Origin of the sequence: Kitasatospora sp. NPDC086801 (assembly GCF_044745805.1) — a bacterium.
Classification (GTDB): Bacteria; Actinomycetota; Actinomycetes; order Streptomycetales; family Streptomycetaceae; genus Kitasatospora.
The window spans coordinates 46,754-63,847 of record NZ_JBIVAX010000030.1 but is presented as its reverse complement, the minus strand read 5'-3'; the positions used below and the strand labels follow the sequence as shown (position 1 = coordinate 63,847).

At 72.7% G+C, this 17,094-nt stretch carries 15 protein-coding genes; 7 read left to right on the top strand and 8 right to left on the bottom strand.

The features are described 5' to 3' along the window. Positions 1–299 precede the first annotated feature (299 nt). Together ACIPLC_RS26785 and ACIPLC_RS26780 are read left to right on the top strand one after the other, a co-directional pair. Entirely contained in the window at positions 300–1,454 is a 1,155-nt protein-coding gene (locus tag ACIPLC_RS26785) for an oxygenase MpaB family protein (protein WP_400475565.1), read from the top strand. An 806-nt stretch (positions 1,455–2,260) separates the two neighbouring features. After that, complete coding sequence (locus tag ACIPLC_RS26780) at positions 2,261–3,424, top strand: methyltransferase domain-containing protein (protein WP_400475564.1); 1,164 nt, start codon at positions 2,261–2,263, stop codon at positions 3,422–3,424. 199 nt (positions 3,425–3,623) lie between these two features. On the opposite strand, the gene ACIPLC_RS26775 is transcribed toward ACIPLC_RS26780, so the two are convergent. From ACIPLC_RS26775 to ACIPLC_RS26760, 4 genes are all read right to left on the bottom strand, one after another. Further along, the gene (locus ACIPLC_RS26775; RefSeq protein WP_400475563.1) at positions 3,624–3,911 is read right to left on the bottom strand and encodes a hypothetical protein; all 288 of its coding nucleotides are present in this window, start codon (positions 3,909–3,911) and stop codon (positions 3,624–3,626) included. After that, entirely contained in the window at positions 3,908–4,387 is a 480-nt protein-coding gene (locus tag ACIPLC_RS26770; RefSeq protein WP_400475562.1) for a hypothetical protein, read from the bottom strand. Before ACIPLC_RS26770 ends, ACIPLC_RS26775 begins: the two co-directional genes overlap by 4 nt. Then, positions 4,384–5,088, bottom strand: a complete 705-nt coding sequence (locus tag ACIPLC_RS26765; RefSeq protein WP_400475561.1) for a DUF4328 domain-containing protein — start codon at positions 5,086–5,088, stop codon at positions 4,384–4,386. Before ACIPLC_RS26765 ends, ACIPLC_RS26770 begins: the two co-directional genes overlap by 4 nt. 75 nt (positions 5,089–5,163) lie before the next feature. Continuing rightward, on the bottom strand, positions 5,164–6,663 hold the full coding sequence (locus ACIPLC_RS26760) for a transferase (protein ID WP_400475560.1): 1,500 nt from the start codon (positions 6,661–6,663) through the stop codon (positions 5,164–5,166). Between the two features lie 416 nt (positions 6,664–7,079). Between ACIPLC_RS26760 and ACIPLC_RS26755 the strand changes: the two genes are divergently transcribed. Beyond that, entirely contained in the window at positions 7,080–7,676 is a 597-nt protein-coding gene (locus ACIPLC_RS26755) for a TetR/AcrR family transcriptional regulator (protein WP_400475559.1), read from the top strand. Positions 7,677–7,846: 170 nt separating this feature from the next. On the opposite strand, the gene ACIPLC_RS26750 is transcribed toward ACIPLC_RS26755, so the two are convergent. Continuing rightward, on the bottom strand, positions 7,847–9,346 hold the full coding sequence (locus ACIPLC_RS26750) for an alpha/beta hydrolase family protein (RefSeq protein ID WP_400475558.1): 1,500 nt from the start codon (positions 9,344–9,346) through the stop codon (positions 7,847–7,849). 293 nt (positions 9,347–9,639) lie between these two features. On the opposite strand from ACIPLC_RS26750, the gene ACIPLC_RS26745 reads away from it, so the two are divergent. Beyond that, positions 9,640–10,947 carry a sensor histidine kinase gene (locus ACIPLC_RS26745; RefSeq protein ID WP_400475597.1) on the top strand — a complete coding sequence of 436 codons (1,308 nt, stop codon included), beginning with the start codon at positions 9,640–9,642 and terminating at the stop codon, positions 10,945–10,947. Beyond that, positions 10,944–11,606 (top strand): response regulator, encoded by a 663-nt coding sequence (locus ACIPLC_RS26740; RefSeq protein ID WP_400475557.1) that lies wholly within the window; start codon positions 10,944–10,946, stop codon positions 11,604–11,606. Before ACIPLC_RS26745 ends, ACIPLC_RS26740 begins: the two co-directional genes overlap by 4 nt. Before the next feature lie 665 nt (positions 11,607–12,271). On the opposite strand, the gene ACIPLC_RS26735 is transcribed toward ACIPLC_RS26740, so the two are convergent. Together ACIPLC_RS26735 and ACIPLC_RS26730 are read right to left on the bottom strand one after the other, a co-directional pair. Continuing rightward, positions 12,272–13,723: a hypothetical protein gene (locus ACIPLC_RS26735; protein ID WP_400475556.1), complete on the bottom strand. Its 1,452-nt coding sequence runs from the start codon at positions 13,721–13,723 to the stop codon at positions 12,272–12,274. Next, positions 13,723–13,956 (bottom strand): hypothetical protein, encoded by a 234-nt coding sequence (locus ACIPLC_RS26730; RefSeq protein WP_400475555.1) that lies wholly within the window; start codon positions 13,954–13,956, stop codon positions 13,723–13,725. The genes ACIPLC_RS26735 and ACIPLC_RS26730 overlap by 1 nt, the downstream gene beginning before the upstream one ends. A 263-nt stretch (positions 13,957–14,219) precedes the next feature. On the opposite strand from ACIPLC_RS26730, the gene ACIPLC_RS26725 reads away from it, so the two are divergent. After that, entirely contained in the window at positions 14,220–15,035 is an 816-nt protein-coding gene (locus tag ACIPLC_RS26725; protein WP_400475554.1) for an ALF repeat-containing protein, read from the top strand. A 191-nt stretch (positions 15,036–15,226) separates the two neighbouring features. Here the strand turns inward: ACIPLC_RS26725 and ACIPLC_RS26720 are convergent, their stop codons facing one another. Then, positions 15,227–15,463, bottom strand: coding sequence for a hypothetical protein (locus tag ACIPLC_RS26720; RefSeq protein WP_400475553.1), 237 nt, complete (start codon positions 15,461–15,463; stop codon positions 15,227–15,229). 322 nt (positions 15,464–15,785) lie between these two features. Here ACIPLC_RS26720 and ACIPLC_RS26715 point away from each other — a divergent pair, with 322 nt between their 5' ends. After that, entirely contained in the window at positions 15,786–16,580 is a 795-nt protein-coding gene (locus tag ACIPLC_RS26715; protein WP_400475552.1) for a hypothetical protein, read from the top strand. Positions 16,581–17,094: the final 514 nt, after the last annotated feature.

Here is a 17,094-nt window from a genome sequence, read left to right as displayed (position 1 = left end):
CGGCACGCCGGCACGCTGGCACGCCGGCGTGCCGGCTCCTCCATCGAGGGTGCAGCGCGCCGGCGGCGAGCTCTCCTGTCCTCGCTGGCCAGTGCCGCGGCCGGACAGGTCCACCGTGTTGCCATTCACTCGTTCGGGGGAGGGAGAAACGTTTTGTCGCTCAGCCGAGTATGACGTTCCGCCAGAGTCGGAAGCATGCCGCTGCTCGCTGATCCATCTGCCCGGGACGCCATGTCGACCACGGTTCCCGGCACGTGCCGACCGGCGGCTTTCCCCTCAACGAAGGAAGGAGCCCTTCTGTGGCTTTGACGGCTCAGAACGCGACGCAAGAGCTGGAGGCCGCGGGCCAGGCAGGTGACCCGCAGGCCGATCAGCTCGTCTCCGATCTGATCGACCACAAGGAAATCGACGGCGTCAACGCCCTCTTCCGCACCATCGGGACGCTCAAGCCCGGTCAGGACCTCTCCCAACTGCCCCAGCGGCTGGCGGACTTCCTGCGGGAGGCCGCGGCGCCGCCGCCGGACTGGTCGGAGGCGGACGTCGACGCCGCGGAAGGCTTCTTCGGCCACCACCACGGCGAAGTGACCATGCTCCAGGGCACCGTCGGCCTGATCGGCACCTACCTCTCCCCCACCGGCGCGTTCACGCTCCGCTCGACCGGCCGGCTCGGCGGCGTCAAGGGCCCGGGCCGGCGCCTGTCGCAGTCGTCCCGGCTGTTCCTCGACATGGGCAACAAGAACGCCCTGCGCGACGGCACCCTCGCGGCGAACGTCACCAAGGTCCGCCTGGTCCACGCCTCCGTACGGCAGTTGCACAAGAAGAGCGGCGCATGGGACTACGCCAAGTGGGGCGAGCCGGTGTCGATCAAATACACCACCGGCGCCTCCTGCGTGTTCAGCGTGCAGATCCTGGAGGCGATGAAGAACCTCGGCATCGACGTCTCCAAGGAAGACGCCCACGGCTTCATGTGTGCCTGGCACTACGTCAACCACTACCTCGGCACTCCCGAGCGGTGGCAACTGCCCAAGGACGCCGACCTCGTCACGCGCATCTGGGACCAGGCGCGCAACGACGAGTGGAAGAAGACCGAGGACGGCGTCTTCATGACGCAGCAGGCCGTCGACTTCTACAAGCAGTTCTACCCCGGCCCCACGCACGACGCGCTCATGGCCCTGGTCCGGCACGCGCTCACCGACAAGTACGCCGACATGGCCGGCGTGCCCAAGGGCGTCCTCGACCTCGCCTCCGGTCCGCTCGCCGCCGGCCACGGCGTGGTCAGCGGCCTGGGCGGCGGGCTCCTCGGCGGTTCCGTCCAGAAGGCCACCGGCGTCAACCCCTACAAGGACGTCCTCGGCATGGCTTCCAAGACGTTCAACGAGATCCAGAAGTTCGCGCTCACCCACGACCAGGACGACCAGCCGCAGATGCACCAGGAACTCGGCGACGACCGCTGAGCACCGCACGCCGTGCCCCGCCAACCCCACAGGCCCGGCCGGGCGCACCCCACGGAGCTTGAGCTGGCAGAGGTGCTCGGCGTCGAGGTCGGACGCCACCGTCCTGACCACTTCGCCGTTCACCAGGACGTGGACAGTGTTCTCGTCGGTCCGGATCCGGACGCGCAGGCCGGCCCGCTCGGCGCCGGGTCGGATGCGCTGGACGGAAGGGATGGTGCTGACCTGCCCGCCGGCGGGGACCACGGTGTCGAAGGCGTCGACGACCCGCGCTTCCTCCTCGCCACCGGCTGCGCGTCCTGCTGTCAGCCCGTGGCCGCAGCCGCCGACGCGATGCGGAACAGGACGTGGCGGGTCTTGCCTGTGCGCCACGGGCGTGTCCGCCCGCACACCGCAGGAGCCCCGGCCGCGGACCGGCCCGGACCGGCCGGACCGGCCGATCAGGTCGTCCTGCCAGCCGCCGGGCCAGGTATCGAACACCTCGGTGCCGCACCGCGTACGTGGACTCGTTCTGGGGACCGAGGGCGCGAACCGGTCCGCGGCGGCGCCGATGCCAGCGGGGCAGGTACTTGAAGAAGAGCGGGTGCCCGTCGCCGCGCTCCCCTGGGAACCACCCGCACGCCCTACCGTCCGGTGCCGGGGTGGACGAGGATGGACGGCCGACCGTGTCCACACTCCCGAAGGGAAGCGCCATGGGTGACCACTCGAAGCCGGCCGAGGACCTGGGTACGGGTACCCCTCCTCCGAACAACGCCGACGGCAAGGTCGAGAAGCCGGCCGAAGGCACGGGCAAGCACAAGAAGGACTGAGTGAGCGTGCACACGGACGGCGGGCTGGCCGGGCACCGGGTGCGCCTGGACACGGAGATGGAACGGTGCGAGCAGTGGCCGGCCGACTCGCCATGGCTGCGCGAGGCCTTCGCCGCGCTGCCCCGCGACCGGTTCGCGCCGGATCGGCTGTGGCGCTGGGACGGCTGGGCGTACGTGCCCCTCGAGCGCGCGGTCGACCCTGACGTCTGGGCTGGTGCGGTGTACGGCGGCGTCAGTTCGGCCGCCATCACCCAGCTCACCGGCGGCATCCCGTCGTCGTCGCTGTCCGCGCCCGGGGTGGTGGCGGACATGCTGGACAGCCTGCGGCTGGAGCCCGGCCACCGGGTGTGGGACGTCGGCACCGGCCAGGGCTGGACGGCTGCGCTGTCCGCCTGGCGGGCCGGTCCCGGCCGGGTGGTCTCCAGCGAGGTCGACGAAGGCCTGGCCGCGTTCGCCCGCAGCCGCCTCGCGGCCGCGGGCCTGGACGCCGAGGTGGTCCTCGGCGACGCGACCCGCACCGGTGTGCCCGGCGGCGGGCAGGTCGACCGCCTGCACGCCACCTACGCTGTCGAGGCCGTCCCGTGGACGTGGGTCGAGGCCGTGCGCCCGGGCGGACGGATCGTCTACCCCTGGGGCAGGCTCGGGTACGTGGCCCTCACCGTCGCCGAGGACGGCAGGAGCGCGCGCGGCTGGGTGCACGGCCTGGCCCGGTTCATGGGCGACCGGCACGCTCCCGCGCAGGCGAGCAGCGGGCCCGCCGCCTACGCCGCGGCCCGTGCGGACGCCGACCCCGAGGTCCGGCGGGTACTGGACCGTGACCCGGCGGGCCTGGAGGACTGGGGCCCGCGGTGGGCGGTGCGGGTGGCCGTGCCGGACGCCGTGCTGTTCACCCGGCAGGGCCCGGAGGGACCGGTCGTCCTGGTCCACGACGGTGACCGCTCCTGGGCCGAAGTCCGGCCAGGAGATGACGGCCGGCCGGTACTGCTGCAGGGCGGACCGCGCCACATCGGCGACGAAGTGCTGACCGCCCGGGCCCAATGGGAGAGCCTGGGACGACCCGACCCGTACGACTACGGCATCACGGTCACCCCCGACTCCCAGTGGGCCTGGCAGGGCAGCCCGGACGGCCCACGGTGGCCCATCACGCAGCCAGCGCTGGCCTGAGTGGGCCGGCGCCTGCTGCTTCGGTGGTCTGGCGGCCGGACACCGGACGGGCGCCGAGGGCCGGTCCTCCAGCGAGCCACAGGGCCGCTGGTCGCAGACCGTGAACGTGGACTCACTGGCGCCCGGGTGTGGACTTCGGCGTCTTCGGGTGGCCCGCCGTCAGTGTTCCCGGCCCGCTTCAGTCCGTCGAGAATGGCTGTCAGCTCATCTTCCGTGCTGCCACACGGATCGCTTCGGCGTACGGGGCGTCAAGGGTCCTGGTCTCGAGAGGGAGATCCTGGAAGGAGACCAGAGCATGATGGGCGGCGTTCACCGACTGCATCCATGCCGACCAGGCGTCATGGACGTCCTCGTCCGTGACCTGCTCTCCTTTCGCCCGGAGCAGGACGGCGTAGATGCGGAAGAGGTCGTCGGAGCCGGCCGGCGGTACGACGGTCGGAGGCAAGCATGAGCGGATGAGGTCGGCGAGGTCGTCAAGGTAGGTCATCTGAGCAGTGTTCCCGTGAGGATCAGCAGATAGACCATGGCGAAGACCCAGGGAACGATCCGTTCGGAGATGCCGAGTTCCGCGTAGCGCTTGCGTCCCGCGGGCCGCGGGGTCTCCTTGAGGTAGTTCCACTCGTCGGTGAAGACCTTGACCGGCAAGCCGTTCTCGAGCTCGTTGATGACTTTGAACTTCGCCGTGTTGAGGTCGCGGTAACTGCGCAGTTGGAGCCACCAGGCGACGGACAGAGTGAGGCCGGCCGCGGTGATCGCGACCACCGCCCACCACGCGGACTCCTGCAGCTGGGGCATGCCGAAGCCGACCACGGTGACCAGGACGGTCTGCACGGAGAGGAAGAAGGCGTTGGCCGTGCCGCGGCGAGCGGAAAGCCGGTCAGCCATCTCCACCGCGAGCTTGTACAGCTCCAGGAGTTCCGGCGGCTGTCCTGGCTCGGGCGGACGGGCGGATGCCGTGGTCACCGGCCACCGCCTGCGGTGCCGGGCGCCCGGTTCTGCCAGGTGGTGACCTGCCTGATGACGAGCACGAGCAGCACGCCGGCGACCAGGAGCAACACCGTGAGCAGGCTGGTCACGTTCGCGGCCGACACCACGTCCTTCTCGCTCTCCCAGTGCGCAGGGTCGGCCATGCGCCACTGGAAGGGCTTGACGAGTCCGGCCAGGACGAAGAAGACCCACCAGGCCTTGACCAGCGTGCCGGAGACGGGCCGCCGGGGAGCGCTGGCCTGCCAGATGTCCGAGACGACCTGGTAGGGGTACCACAGGTTCACCACCGGAGTCGTCCACGACCCGACCACCCACCCCCGGGACCGGCGTTGCGAGTCACGGCCGCCCATCGACTCGGCGTTGATCCGCGCCCGCCACAGCCAGACGAGGAAGGCCACTCCGGCCGCGGCCCAGACCACGAATATTGCCGTCGTCGACGACACCGCCGTGAGGGCATCCGCGTCGGCGGCTTCGAGATCCGCGTACGTAGCGGCCCCGTTGATGTAGTCGTGGAGGAGCGAGTAGTCGCGCCACACGGTCGCCGAGACCGCCACCTCCCGCAGGAGCTCAACCGTGATCAGCACCACCGCGACGGCGGCCCGGCCGCTCACAGGCCTGCGTCGTTGCGCCCCGATGCCGATCGTGTGACCGGCCCCGCCTTGTTGTGCGTTGTCCATGCTTCCCCTCCGTTGACGTCGGTGCCTTCGAAGTCGCACCGGGTCTGCGGCCCGGCGCTGGATGCCGAGTCGGCGCTACCAGGGGCCGGCGAGTTGGAGCAACCGGACGGGCAGGGCAAGGACTGCGAATGCCACCATGCCCTTGCCCCAGGTGCCGAGCATGTTGCTGTCGCTGCGCATCACGACCATCCGGCCGCGAACGCCCACCTCCGCCAGTGCGTCCTTGATCGCGCCGACCGCGCCACGCGCAGGCAAGGGCTGCCAGGTCACGTCCCGGGTCGCCCTGAACGCGCGGCGTACGAGCCCGACGCGGGAAGCCTGAGGGTCCGGTACGGGCACAACCGGCCGCACGTGTGGTGTCCAGTCGGGGCCGAACGTGACGGCGGCCGAGATCCAGGAAGCATCCGTTGCCACCTCCTCCAGCCGCAGGGGCACTGGTAGCCGGCCGTCCACGCTGTCGATCGCGTCCCTCACCCGGCCCGGCGTCAGCAGCAGCAGCTTGCCCGCGGGCTGGGTGGCGACGACCTGCTCGATCTCCCACCGCAGGCCCTCGCCGACGCCCACCCGCAGCACGATGAGCTGAGACAGGTCCATCAGCCGCAGGATCGTCGGCTTCCAGTCGTCCAACGGCAGGTAGAACCGCGCCGCGCCGAGAAGCGGTAGTGGCTCGCCGGGCCTGCCCACCGCGATCACGGGGCCGAAGGCCCCCAGTGCGGCGGCGAGTTGCTCCTCCCGGGAGTGGATGTTGAGCGGTTGCCCGTCGTCGACCTGTGCCGCGGTGCGGTCATCGGCGAAACTGCGGAGGTAGAGAACGGGACGGCGGCCGTCGGCCCGCAGGGCGTGCACCGCGTCCCGTGTCGAACGCGGGCGGGTGTAGCGCAGGATCAGGAAGCCGGCGCCGAGGGCGGCCAAACCTGCGGGCAGCATCAGCAACTGGGCAGCCGTCCCCGTGCGTTGATCCGTCCCTGTGCGTTGAGCCGTGCCGGCGAGGATGATCCCGCCGACGAACAGGGCGTAGCCGGCGCTGCTCGCGGTCAGGAACAGTGGCCTGCGCCATGGCGGGTGCCGCTCGGCGAAGCGGCCCACCGTCCGGATGGCTTCCGCGGTCACGGCCCTGCGCCGGCGGCGCAGCCACAACGATGGTCCGACGAGCACTGCGGCGACCACCGAGAGCCATAGTGTGGCCTGCGCCTGTGTGTGGAGGTCCCGGTCGAGCGTGGCCCGGTCCCGCTCGACGTCCGCTGCGAGGGTCCTGGCGCGAGCCCGGGCGGCGACGCCCTGGCCCTGGTGCACGCGTTCGGTGGTGACGGAGGCCGTGGCCCGGGCACGGCCGGCCGGCGCGTTCTCCTCGAACCACGTCCTGACCGCCGTGATCTCGGCGCCAGCGGCCATGTCGCCGCTCGCGTAGCGGTCCACCAAGGCGGTGAAGACGGCGGCGCGGGCAGGGCCGGCGCTGAAGCGGTCGCGGGTCTGCATGCTCTGAGCTGCGGTGATGGCCACATGCAGCGCGATGTAGGCGGCGACAATCGCGGTCGCAGTGATGATCCTGGCAAGCGTCCGTGAACCGGATGACATCCCGCACCTCCCATGCGCCGAGCGCCCCCGTGCCCCGGCTCAGTCGGTACCACCACACCCATCTGACAAGACGCGGTCAGTTTCTGGAATCGGAGACCGCGGAACATCCGTGCGAGGTCGCACTACACCTCGGTTGTGGGGATTGCCGTCAACCGGGCGACGATTGCACTACGGGCTGGGGGCCGACTGGCGGTCCACCCCGTCCTGAAATCGCTTCACCAGATGGCGGAACCGGGCCATCGTTCCCTCTGCCCGGCCAGCTCGTGACACCCCTACCGCCCTACCGCGATCTCCTTGCCGGTCGTCCCATTTTCCTCGACCGTCGCGCCCGCTCATCCGCCCAGCGACTGACCATACCCGTGGTACCACGCCTGTGGTGATATATTCAAGTAGCATGCAAATAAGGAGATTTGACGGTGAATCATGGCCGGCGGGACCAACTGCGCGACTCGGCCATCGCGGTACTGGCCGAACTGGGCGGGCGCGGCCTGACGCACCGGGCCGTCGACACGGCCGCCGGGGTGCCGCAGGGCACCACGAAGAACTACTTTCCGAGCCGTGACGCCCTCTTGGGCGCGGTAGCCGGGCGGTGCGCCGAGCTGTACCGCGGGATCGCCGCGCAGCTGGGCAGTGGCACAGAACCCCGCGACCGCGAGCGCCTGGTGGCCATCCTCACTGGACTGCTGGAAAACGTGGCCGGGCCGGGCCGCCCACGGATGCTCGCCTACCTCGAACTGCGGGCGGAGGCAACCCGCAAGCCCTGGCTGTCGGCCATCCTCGACCCGATCACCGCCGCCGACTTCGCCGGATTCGAGCAGGCACAGCGCACCGCCGGCCTACCTGTCACCCCGCAGCGCGCCGCCACCGTCACCCTCGCCCTGCACTCCGCCATCCCGCATCTGCTCGACGCCGGCCCCGCCACCCTGGCCGCCGCCGGCTTGGACGACCTGCACCGATTCGTCAGCGGACTGCTGAACGCGGTATACCCGCCGCACCCGGACGGGACGACCTGAACCAGCCGGGCGGGGCATGTCGGTGTGAGGGCCGCGTTGGCGTGGATCCGGGGCCTCGTGTCCACGGGGGTGTTCGCGTTGAGCGTTCAGGATCCGCCAGCGGCAAAGGTGCTGGGGGCCATCAGGAACGAGTCGGACCGGCCGTGGTGGGCCGGGGGTGGCGCGGCCGATCAGGGGCGGCCGTCCGGGTGGTGAACGCTGAGGTTGCCGTAGGCCGACAGGGCGCCGGCCAGGTCGCCGGGCGCGTGCCGCAGGGTGGCGGCCAGGAAGGCGAGGGTGGTCGCGGCGACGATGTGCGGGCCCCCGGCGCGGCCCAGGGAGCCGACGATCGGGGGCACCGGCGGAAGGTACAGGGGGCCGTCCATGAAGGTGAGGTGGGCGGCGCCGGGGACGGTGAGCCGGTAGCTCGTCGCGGTGTCGAGTGCGAGGGCCTCGGTGAGGCGGGGCAGGAAACGCGGGTCGGTGCTCGGGGTGATCGCCTGGGTGAGCGCGAGCACCGGCTGGTGGAGGGCAGGGGTGGCGGGGCCGTGGGGGTAGCCGTCCAGGTCGATGACGGCGTCGAACCGGGGGTCCTGCCGCGCTGCCTGCAGGGCGGCGGCACCGCCCATGGAGTGGCCGGTCACCGCGACCCGGCCGGTGTCCAGGCGTCCGGTCAGTGGGTCGGTGTTCCCGGCCCGGTCCAGGCTCTCCAGTTGGGTGAGGACGAAGCCGAGGTCGGCGGCCCGGACGGCCGTCCAGCCGGCCGCGAGCTCCTCGTCCGCGTCCCGGTCGCCGGTGGAGGCGGTCGCGGTGCGGATCGTCCCGCCGTCGTCGAGGACGACGGCGGCGGAGTCGTACGGATGGTCGAGGGCGGCCACCACGTAGCCGTGGCTGGCCAGTTCCTCCGCCCAGGCGGTGTTCTGGGTGCGTACCCCTCCCGACCCGGGAGAGAACAGCACGACCGGGAACCGTTCGTCCCCACCGGACACCGGGGCGTTGAAGACCGCGTGGGTGCGGGCCTGCGGGACGCCGTCGACCAGGAAGCCGGGCAGGCCGACTCCGCGGGCGAGGGCGTCGGAGACGGTGCGTGCCTCCTGCTCCGTGCGTCCGAGGTACTGGGCCCGCCGCGCGCCCGCGGGGCCCTTCTGCGCGGGGTACCAGAGCTGGACCACGACCGTGCGCCGGTCGTCCGGATCGGCGGTGAAGGTCTCGGGGCGGTGCGGGTCGGTCCACTGCACCACCCGGGTGCCGACCGCGAAGGAACCCGACGGCTCGGGGAACACGGGCACCGGAAAGGCCCAGGCGGCCACCGGCCCCGTGGCGATCAGGCCGACGCAGGCCGCCGACCCCGGCAACGCCAGCCACCACCGGGCCCGCCACGCGGGCCGGCCGGGACGGCGACGAAGCGGTCGGAGCAGGGGGGAGAGGGCGAACGGCAGCGCGACGGCGGCGCCTGCCAGCACCGGCAGCAGCTGCCAGCGGATCCCCACCACACCCAGCACGGTCGCGGACAGCGCGAAGACCGCCACCGCCGCGATCGTGACGCGCGGGCGGGCGGCGGGGGGAAGCCAGCGCGCCACCACCAGCGCCACGGCACCCAGTACGGAAAGGAACTCGGGAGGGGACATGGAAAGTCCCGCGATGATCTCGGTCACCCCGCCATCCTCGGGGCGGGGCACCCGGTGCCACATCTATCCCCGGTCGCCTCCGCATGCCACCGCAGTCGCAGTCGGACACGCCAAACCGACGGCCGCTCTGCGACCGCAGGAGGTACCTGTGCTCCTCCTGTGGTCGTACACCGGTGCGGTGCCGTCCGACGGCGGACTCATGTGCGTCACCGCCCCTGCGGCCTACCGTGGCAGGACCGCGGTGCACGCCGGGCCAGCACGGGGCGCGGGCCCCTGCCCCCGGCCCGGCGCCGGCCGTCCGCGGTGGCGGCCCCGGCCCGGGGCCGCCACGGTGGCGCATCGACAGGGACGTGATGATGACCGAGGCGGCCGCGGGGCCCGGCAAGGCCGACCCGGTACGCCACCGGGGCCGCGTGCGGCGGACGACGACAGCCGGGTGGCCGACGAGGGACGCCGACCCCGCCGCCGGGCGGGCGGCGCGACCGGCGGGAGCCGCCTGGCCCCGCGGCCTCCGGCTGCCGCCCGCCGTACGGGACCCGCTGCCGCTCGCACTGCTCCTGCTCCTGCTCCTGCTCCTGCTCCACGTCGCGGCCACGCGCGCGCCGCAGGAACTCCCGGTGGCCGCGGTCCTCACGGCCGCCCTCACGCTGCCCCTGGTGCGGCGGCACCGGGCCCCGCGCACGGTGTTCGGCGCGGTGGCCGCCGCGGCCTTCGTCCAGTGGCTGGCGGGCGTCCAACTGCCGGCGGACGTCTCCCTGTTGGTGGCCCTCCACACGGTGGCCGCGCACTCGGGCCGACGCGACACGCTCGTCGCCGGCGCCGTCCTGGAGGGCGGGGCCCTGCTGGCCTGCCTGCGCTGGACGACGGAAGGCGCGTTCCTGGCCCCCTTCGTCGCACTGACCGCGACGGTCGCCGCCACCGCCGCCCTGGGCGCGAACGCCCGGACCACGCGCGCCTACCTCGCGGCACTGGAGGAACGGGCCGCGCACCTGGAACAGCAGCAGGACCAGCAGTCGCGGCTGGCCGTCGCCGAGGAGCGGACCCGCATCGCCCGGGAGATGCACGACATCGTCACCCACAACCTGTCCGTCATGGTCGCGCTCACCGACGCCGCCGTCCACGCGCAGCACCGGTCGCCGGACAAGGCCACCACCGCGATGCTCCGGATCTCCGAGACCGGTCGGCAGGCCCTGACCGACATGCGGCGCTCGCTCGGGATCCTGCGGACCGACGAACCGGACGCGGAGCGCCACCCGCTGCCCGGCATCGCCCAACTGGAGGCCTTGGCCGACCGGATGCGCGCCGCCGGGCTGCCGACCCGCGTCGAAGTCCGGGGCGGCCACACCCACGTGCCCGCCACCGCCCAACTGACCGTCTACCGCCTGGTGCAGGAAGCCTTGACCAACACCTTCAAACACACCCCCGCCGGCACCCGCGCCGAGGTCCGGATACGGTGCTCGACCGGAACCGTCACCGTGGACGTCACCGACAGCGGCCCCTGCCCGCCCCCTCCCGGCGCCGCCCCGTCCGGCCAGGGCATCCCCGGCATGCGCGAGCGCTCGGCCGCCTACGGGGGAACGCTGCGGGCCGGACCGCTCCCGGGCGGCGGCTGGGGAGTCCACACCCGCCTCCTCCTCGACAGCGGTGGAGCGGCGTCCGCATGACGATCCGCATCCTGATCGCCGACGACGAAGCGCTGCTCCGGATGGCCTTCGAAACGATCCTGGAGGCCCAGCCCGACATGGCACCGGTCGGTGAAGCCGCCGACGGCGCCCAAGCCGTACGCCTCGCCCGGGAACTGCGCCCCGACGTCGTCCTCATGGACGTCCGGATGCCCGGGACCGACGGGATCGAGGCGACCCGGCAGATCACCCAGGCCTCCCCGCGGAGCAGGGTGCTGATCCTCACCACCTTCGACCTGGACGAATACGCCTTCGCCGGACTCGGCGCCGGAGCCTCGGGCTTCCTGCTGAAGAACACCCGGCCCGAGGAACTCCTCTCCGCGATACGCAGCGTCGCCGCGGGCGACTCGGTGCTCTCACCGCGGATCACCCGCCGCCTGCTGGAGAACCTCCGCCCGCACCTGCCCGGCGGCAACGGCACCGACCACAACGAGCGGCTGAGCCGGCTCAGCGCCCGTGAGCGCGACGTGCTCGTCAAAGTGGGCTGCGGCCTGTCCAACGCCGAGATCGCGGCCGCCCTGTACCTCGCGGAAGCGACCGTGAAGTCCCATCTGGGGCGGATCCTGCAGAAGCTCGGACTCCGCGACCGGATCCAGGCCGTGGTCTTCGCCTACGAAAGCCGCCTCGTCCACCCGGCATGACGCCGCCGCCCGCGGCGGGGCAGCCACCGGCTCCCCGTGGTCCCGGGCCTGACGGACGCCACAGCGGCTTCGGACGGCCTCCCCGGGGAATGCCTCGAACGCCGGTACCGGGGGCGGGGAGGCCAGTCGGCTCGCGCCCCCGGTACCGGCGTTCTCCCGGTGGGGCCCGTTGGAGCCCGTTGGAGCCCGTAGTGCGGACCGCCGCTCGCCCCGTGGCCCATGTCGCAGGACTCGCCCCGCAGCAGGGGCGCCTCGGAGGCGGGCCGGTCCGGCGTGTTCGGGGGGAGCGGACGCGGATCGTCGGGCGTGGTGCCGTCCTCGGGCACGGGGGTGATCTCGGGGGCCATGGCGCCCGCCAGCTTCATCCGCGAGGCGGTCCAGTAGGCGTCGATCCGGCTGCGCTCCTGGGCGGTCGTGGCGCCGGAGTGCGAGGTGACGGAGTCCGGTTCCGCTGCGAGGGCCGAGGTGGGCAGCAGCACCGCGCCGCTAGGCCGAGCAGGCCCATCACATCCATCAGCGGCCAGCCCGCTCGGCCACCGCGGGTCAGGGGCACCCTGCCGGGAAGCTCCGGCGCGGGCAGACAGGCCCCCGCGTGGCATCCCGCTCGCACGCCATGCCGGCCAGGCGTGCTGCTTCCCGGCCTCCCCGGGAAGCAGCACATCCTCCTACCGGCGGCCGACGATCGCGTCGACGACGGTGTGACGGGCGGACGGATCGTCGAGGCCGCCCGAGGTCCCGGCCACGACGGCGTCGGGCGTGCACGGGTCCGGGAGGCCCGTCCCGTAGCTGTCCAGGGGACTACGGGCGACGGCGTATCCGGGGCCCGACCCATCCGGGGTGGCGGAGATCTCGCTCACGGTGGCGCCCTTGCCCTGATGGGAGACAGCCAGGCCGTAGTACGTGCCCGAGGCTGTGGAGGACTCGCGCAGCGGGCGCCCCGGCACCGAGCGGGGAGTCAGGCCCGGGTCCCCGGGCGGGCCCAGGCTCGTGAAGACCAGGCTCGCCGTGGTCTTCGTGGGGTCGGCCTTCCCCGCAGCCACGGCCAGGGCGCGTGCGGTGGCGGCGTCGGTGGCCATGGTGCCCGCTGCCGGGTTGGGCGGGACGTAGGCGGCGATGTTCGTGGCGGTGTCCGGGTTGCCGTAGGCGATGACGGCGGCCGGCGGACCGGGCTGGTTCATCGGAGTGTCGACCCGGAGCAGGAACTGCGGCGGGTTCGTGGCGGTGTCGATCTGCTTCTGCAGGGCGTCCAGGCCGTCCAGGTCGGTCTGGGTCGCGTGCAGAGAGGTGTCCGGGTCGGCGAGGCCTTGAGTGATCTGGGCGCGCAGCCTGGGCAGGTAGAGCCGGTTGGCCTGGTCCAGTGTCTGGGCGGGCAGCCCCTGCAGGGCACCGATCTGGCCGGGGTGGTCCTGGAGGAGTTGCTGGCGCGTGGACTCGGGCAGCGAGTCCCACCACTTCCGGTTGCCGCCGGGGCCTCCGGCCGCCGGGACTCCCCCGATCTTCAGGTTCGTCGCCCTGTCGAGGTCGGTGACGTCCTTCCGGACGCCGGCGACCCGGTCCGGGGTGAAGTCCCCGTCGCTCCGGAACGTGGTGTCGAGCCGCCCCAGTGCCTGGGTCACGGCGTCGTCCATGGCCTTCACCTCCCCGGACAGGTCGTCGACCGACTTCGCGAGCCGGTCCCGGGCGGCCCCCATCGCCTTGGCCCACTCGGGGTCGTGCCGCGCGGCCTCATCACCCTTGCCGGGCGGCAGGATCCGCACCACGGGCGCGGTGTTCTCGTCGCCGTCGACGATCTGCAGGCCGTCGGCGGCCGCGTCCTCGACGAGCGCCTTCTGTCGGGCCTGCAGGAGGAGGAGGGTGTCCACCGCGTCCGTCAGGACCATGCGCAGGTCCTCGATCACCTGGTCGACCAGGAAGAGCTGGCTGGTGCGCTCCTGCAGGGCTCCGTCGGTCGAATCCGAGGCGTGCCCGTGCCAGCTGGACGAGGCCAGGTCCCGCTGCACCTTCTGCCACTGCGTGATCCGTGTCTTGAAGTGGCCCTCGAACGTGGACACGGCGTTCGTCATCGCCCGGAGGCCGTCGAGATCGGCCGCCTTGAGCATCCCCCAGTAGTACGCCATCAGCCCTGGCCCCCCGGCCCGCCGAGCGACGAGGCCGCGTTCGCGTCCGCGGTCTCGTAGGAGCTCGCGATCATGCCCAGGATGCCGGCGGCGTGTTCCAGCATGTTGGTGGTGACGTGCTCGACGTGCACGCCCAGGTCCTTGACCGCGGCCTTGGCCGGGCCCACGAACAGCCAGTACGGCATGGCCGGGTCCGGCATCTGGCCGAAGTCCTGCCTCACGTCCTGCCGCATTCCCGCCGCCACCACACGCGCGGCAGTGTCCGCGTCGCGTAGATCCTGCGGGTTCACTCCGAACCCCGTTGTCCCTGGCATTCCCTCAGCCCCCTCCGGCACGCCAGACGCGTGATCCATCCGGCGCTCAGGCTAGACGACGCACGGGGTGCGGCGCCCGGTAGTCCGTCGACCCGCTGTTGGATTGGTACCGAACAATGCCGGGCGCGGATCCCGGGGTCACCACGGGCTTCCGCGCGGCCCTACGGAGGTGGTGGTGACGCGTGAGCGTCCCTCGGGGCGCGGCGGGACGACGTAGCCGCGCGGGCCGGGCGCACTTCCTCGCGGTGGAGGCGGACAGGATTCGCCGGGACGACGCGCGGATCGCGATCCTGCGGACCATGAACACCGCTGGCCCGGCCGTCAAGAAGGCCGCCAACGCCGCGTTCGGCTCGAACGACCTCGACGTGTTCCGCGCCTACCTGAACGTCGGCCAGTACACGGCCCGGGCCGAGGACGAGAACCGCGCCAAGGTACAGGGCATCCTCGCCGACGCGGGCACCGGTCGGCACGTCCGGGAGGCCGCCAAGAAGGCGCTCGCCGGCAGCGCGGCGGACGTCGAGCACTTCCTGAAGGCGCAGTTGGAGCCGCTGCGGGCGAGCGACGACCGGATCCGGGTCTCGCAGCTCATCGAGGCCGGGGGGCCCGAGGTCCGGAAGGCCGGCCTCGCCGCGCTCGACGGCGGCATCGCGGACGTCCGGGCCTTCCTGAAGGAGGGCCAGTTCACCGCCCGGGCCAAGGACGAGGCCGCCGCGAAGACCATGGCCGAGACCGCTACGGAGACCACGCGGAGCGGCTCCGGCACCACCCGGGCGGTCACCACCGTGACCCCCGACGCCACTGTCGCCCCCGTCTCGGTCACCACCGGCACGACGACCACCGCCGCCGCCACCACCACGGACGACCGGGGCGCCGCCGGTGGCTCGCTGGCCGCCACCGGCTCGACCGCCCCGCTCGGGCAGCTCGGCGCCGCCGCCGGCGCGGCCGTCGCGCTGGGCGCCGGCGCGGTCGTCGCCTCGCGCCGCCGCTCGCAGGCCTGATCACCCTCCTCCGCCGGCCGGCCCGCAACTCACGCCGGCCGGCGGAGCGTTGCCCCCACACCCGCACCCACGCCCCAGCCGGGCCGACGGCGGCTGGTCGCCCGACCGGGCCGCGCGCTCTGCGCTGGGTCCCGGCCCCCGCCCGTGCCTGCTCCCCCGCCGCGTGGTGCTGACCCTCGTTACAACGCCGCTCAGAGGACGGTCCGCAGGGCGACAACAGCGGCGACCAGGTCGTCAAGCCGGTGGCCATTGGTGGCGGTGAGTGGGCCGCCACCGGCGAGGGTCACGTCCGTGAACTGCCGGTCGTCGGCTGTGTAGATGGTGGCATCGACCCGTCGTGGTCCCGTCAGGGACGCCGAGGGATCGGTGAACAGGACCGAGTCGCCGGTCCGGACGGCCTCGATGGCTCGGGTGGAACCGTCCCCCATGAGGACGGGCGTACCGGCCGGGAAGCTGTTCGGGCAGGCCAACGCCAAGGAGAGGGAAGGGCAGGGACCGCAGTCCCTACGGCCCCTGCCCGCAGGCCGCGTGCACGGCTTCCGGGCAGGGGTGCACCGCGCCGTACAGCGCCGGCTGGCCACCGGGACGAGCCCACGCCGACACGTGGGAAGATGCACTCCTTGTGGTGAGGTATCCCCGCAATACCCGCACGGCCCGCCGGTGGGCCGTAGATTCACTGTGACGACCGGTGATTGATGAGGCATGGGAGTGGTTGTGGGAAGCGGAAACGCCTTCGGTACGGACAGCGGTGTGGCATCGACGATCGCCCTGTTGGAGGTGCGGCAGCCCGCCGTGCAGGAACGAATCCGTCGGGCGGAGGCGGAACTGGCTGCCGCGACGGCGGAGCAGGAGGCCATCGCCAAGGCGCTCGAAGGGCTGCGGCTCCTCGCGTCCGGCACGCCCCTGGACGGCGCTGGTGAGCCGCACGCCGGCGGGCTGCCTGCGGCACCGGCCGCCGGGGCCGTGCGGGAGGCCGCTGCGGCGGCCGAGCCGGCCGACCGGCGAGTGGCGCCCTCACCCAGCGGGCCTGCCGCTGCGGCGGTCCGCGCCGGAAAGACAACGACCGCGAAGAACGCGAAGAAGAAGGCCGCCGCCACGAGGGCAGACGCGGCGAAGACGGCCGCCCCCGCACCCGAACGGAAGGAACAGGCCTCGGCACCCGCCGCGCGGAAGACCGCCCGGAAGACGACAGCGAAGGACAGCACCCGGCCCAAGGCCGCGGCGCAGCGGACGACCATCGTCAAGGAGACGGCACGGGCGAAGGCGGCACCCGCCGGTGGCAAGCCCCCCGTCAAGGCGGCTGCGCCGGCGGCGGGCCGCCGACGGCAGGTGACGGACGCGGACAGCGTCCTGGAGGTCCTGTCGAAGGCGGGGAAGCCGCTGCGCGCCCGCGAGGTGCTCGACCTGCTGGGGCTGGACGCCTCCGAGGGGAACATCAACGCGCTCCGCACCAGGCTGGAGCGCCTGGCCAGGGACGGCCGCACGCAGCGACCCGGGCGCGGCCTCTACACCGTGACGGACGGACGGCCCGAGACCGGGAAGTGACCACGACGACGGGTGCGGGCCGGCTTCTCAGCCGGCCCGCACCCGTCGGCGGATCGTGACCGCACGGGCCACCAGCGGTGAGGAATCCGGTGAGCATCGCGGGCTTCCATACGGTGCCCGCCGGTCGATACCGGGGTCCAGCGGGGTCTGCTCAGGGCGGGGATCGCGCGTCACACGTGCGGCTACCGCCTGCACCGCCTCTTGCTCCCGCTGGTTCGGCCCGCATGGGACCTCGGGCCCCCGGCGGCGCCTGTCGAAGCGACCAGCCGGATCTTCCGCACCCCGGACCGGCGGGGCCCAGGCTGGTCACCGTGCTGCCGCCGCTCTGCTCGGAGCGACTCGCCGTCACCAGATCACGGGGAGTTCGAGCCGGAACCGCACTCGGGATGTTGCGGCCCACACGGGGCCGATCCTCGCCGTACCCGGAGAACCCAGGTCCGCGCCAGGATGGCCGAGACCGGGGAGAACCGCGTACGCCACCCACGGGTTTTCGGAGTACTGGGCGATGTCCTGG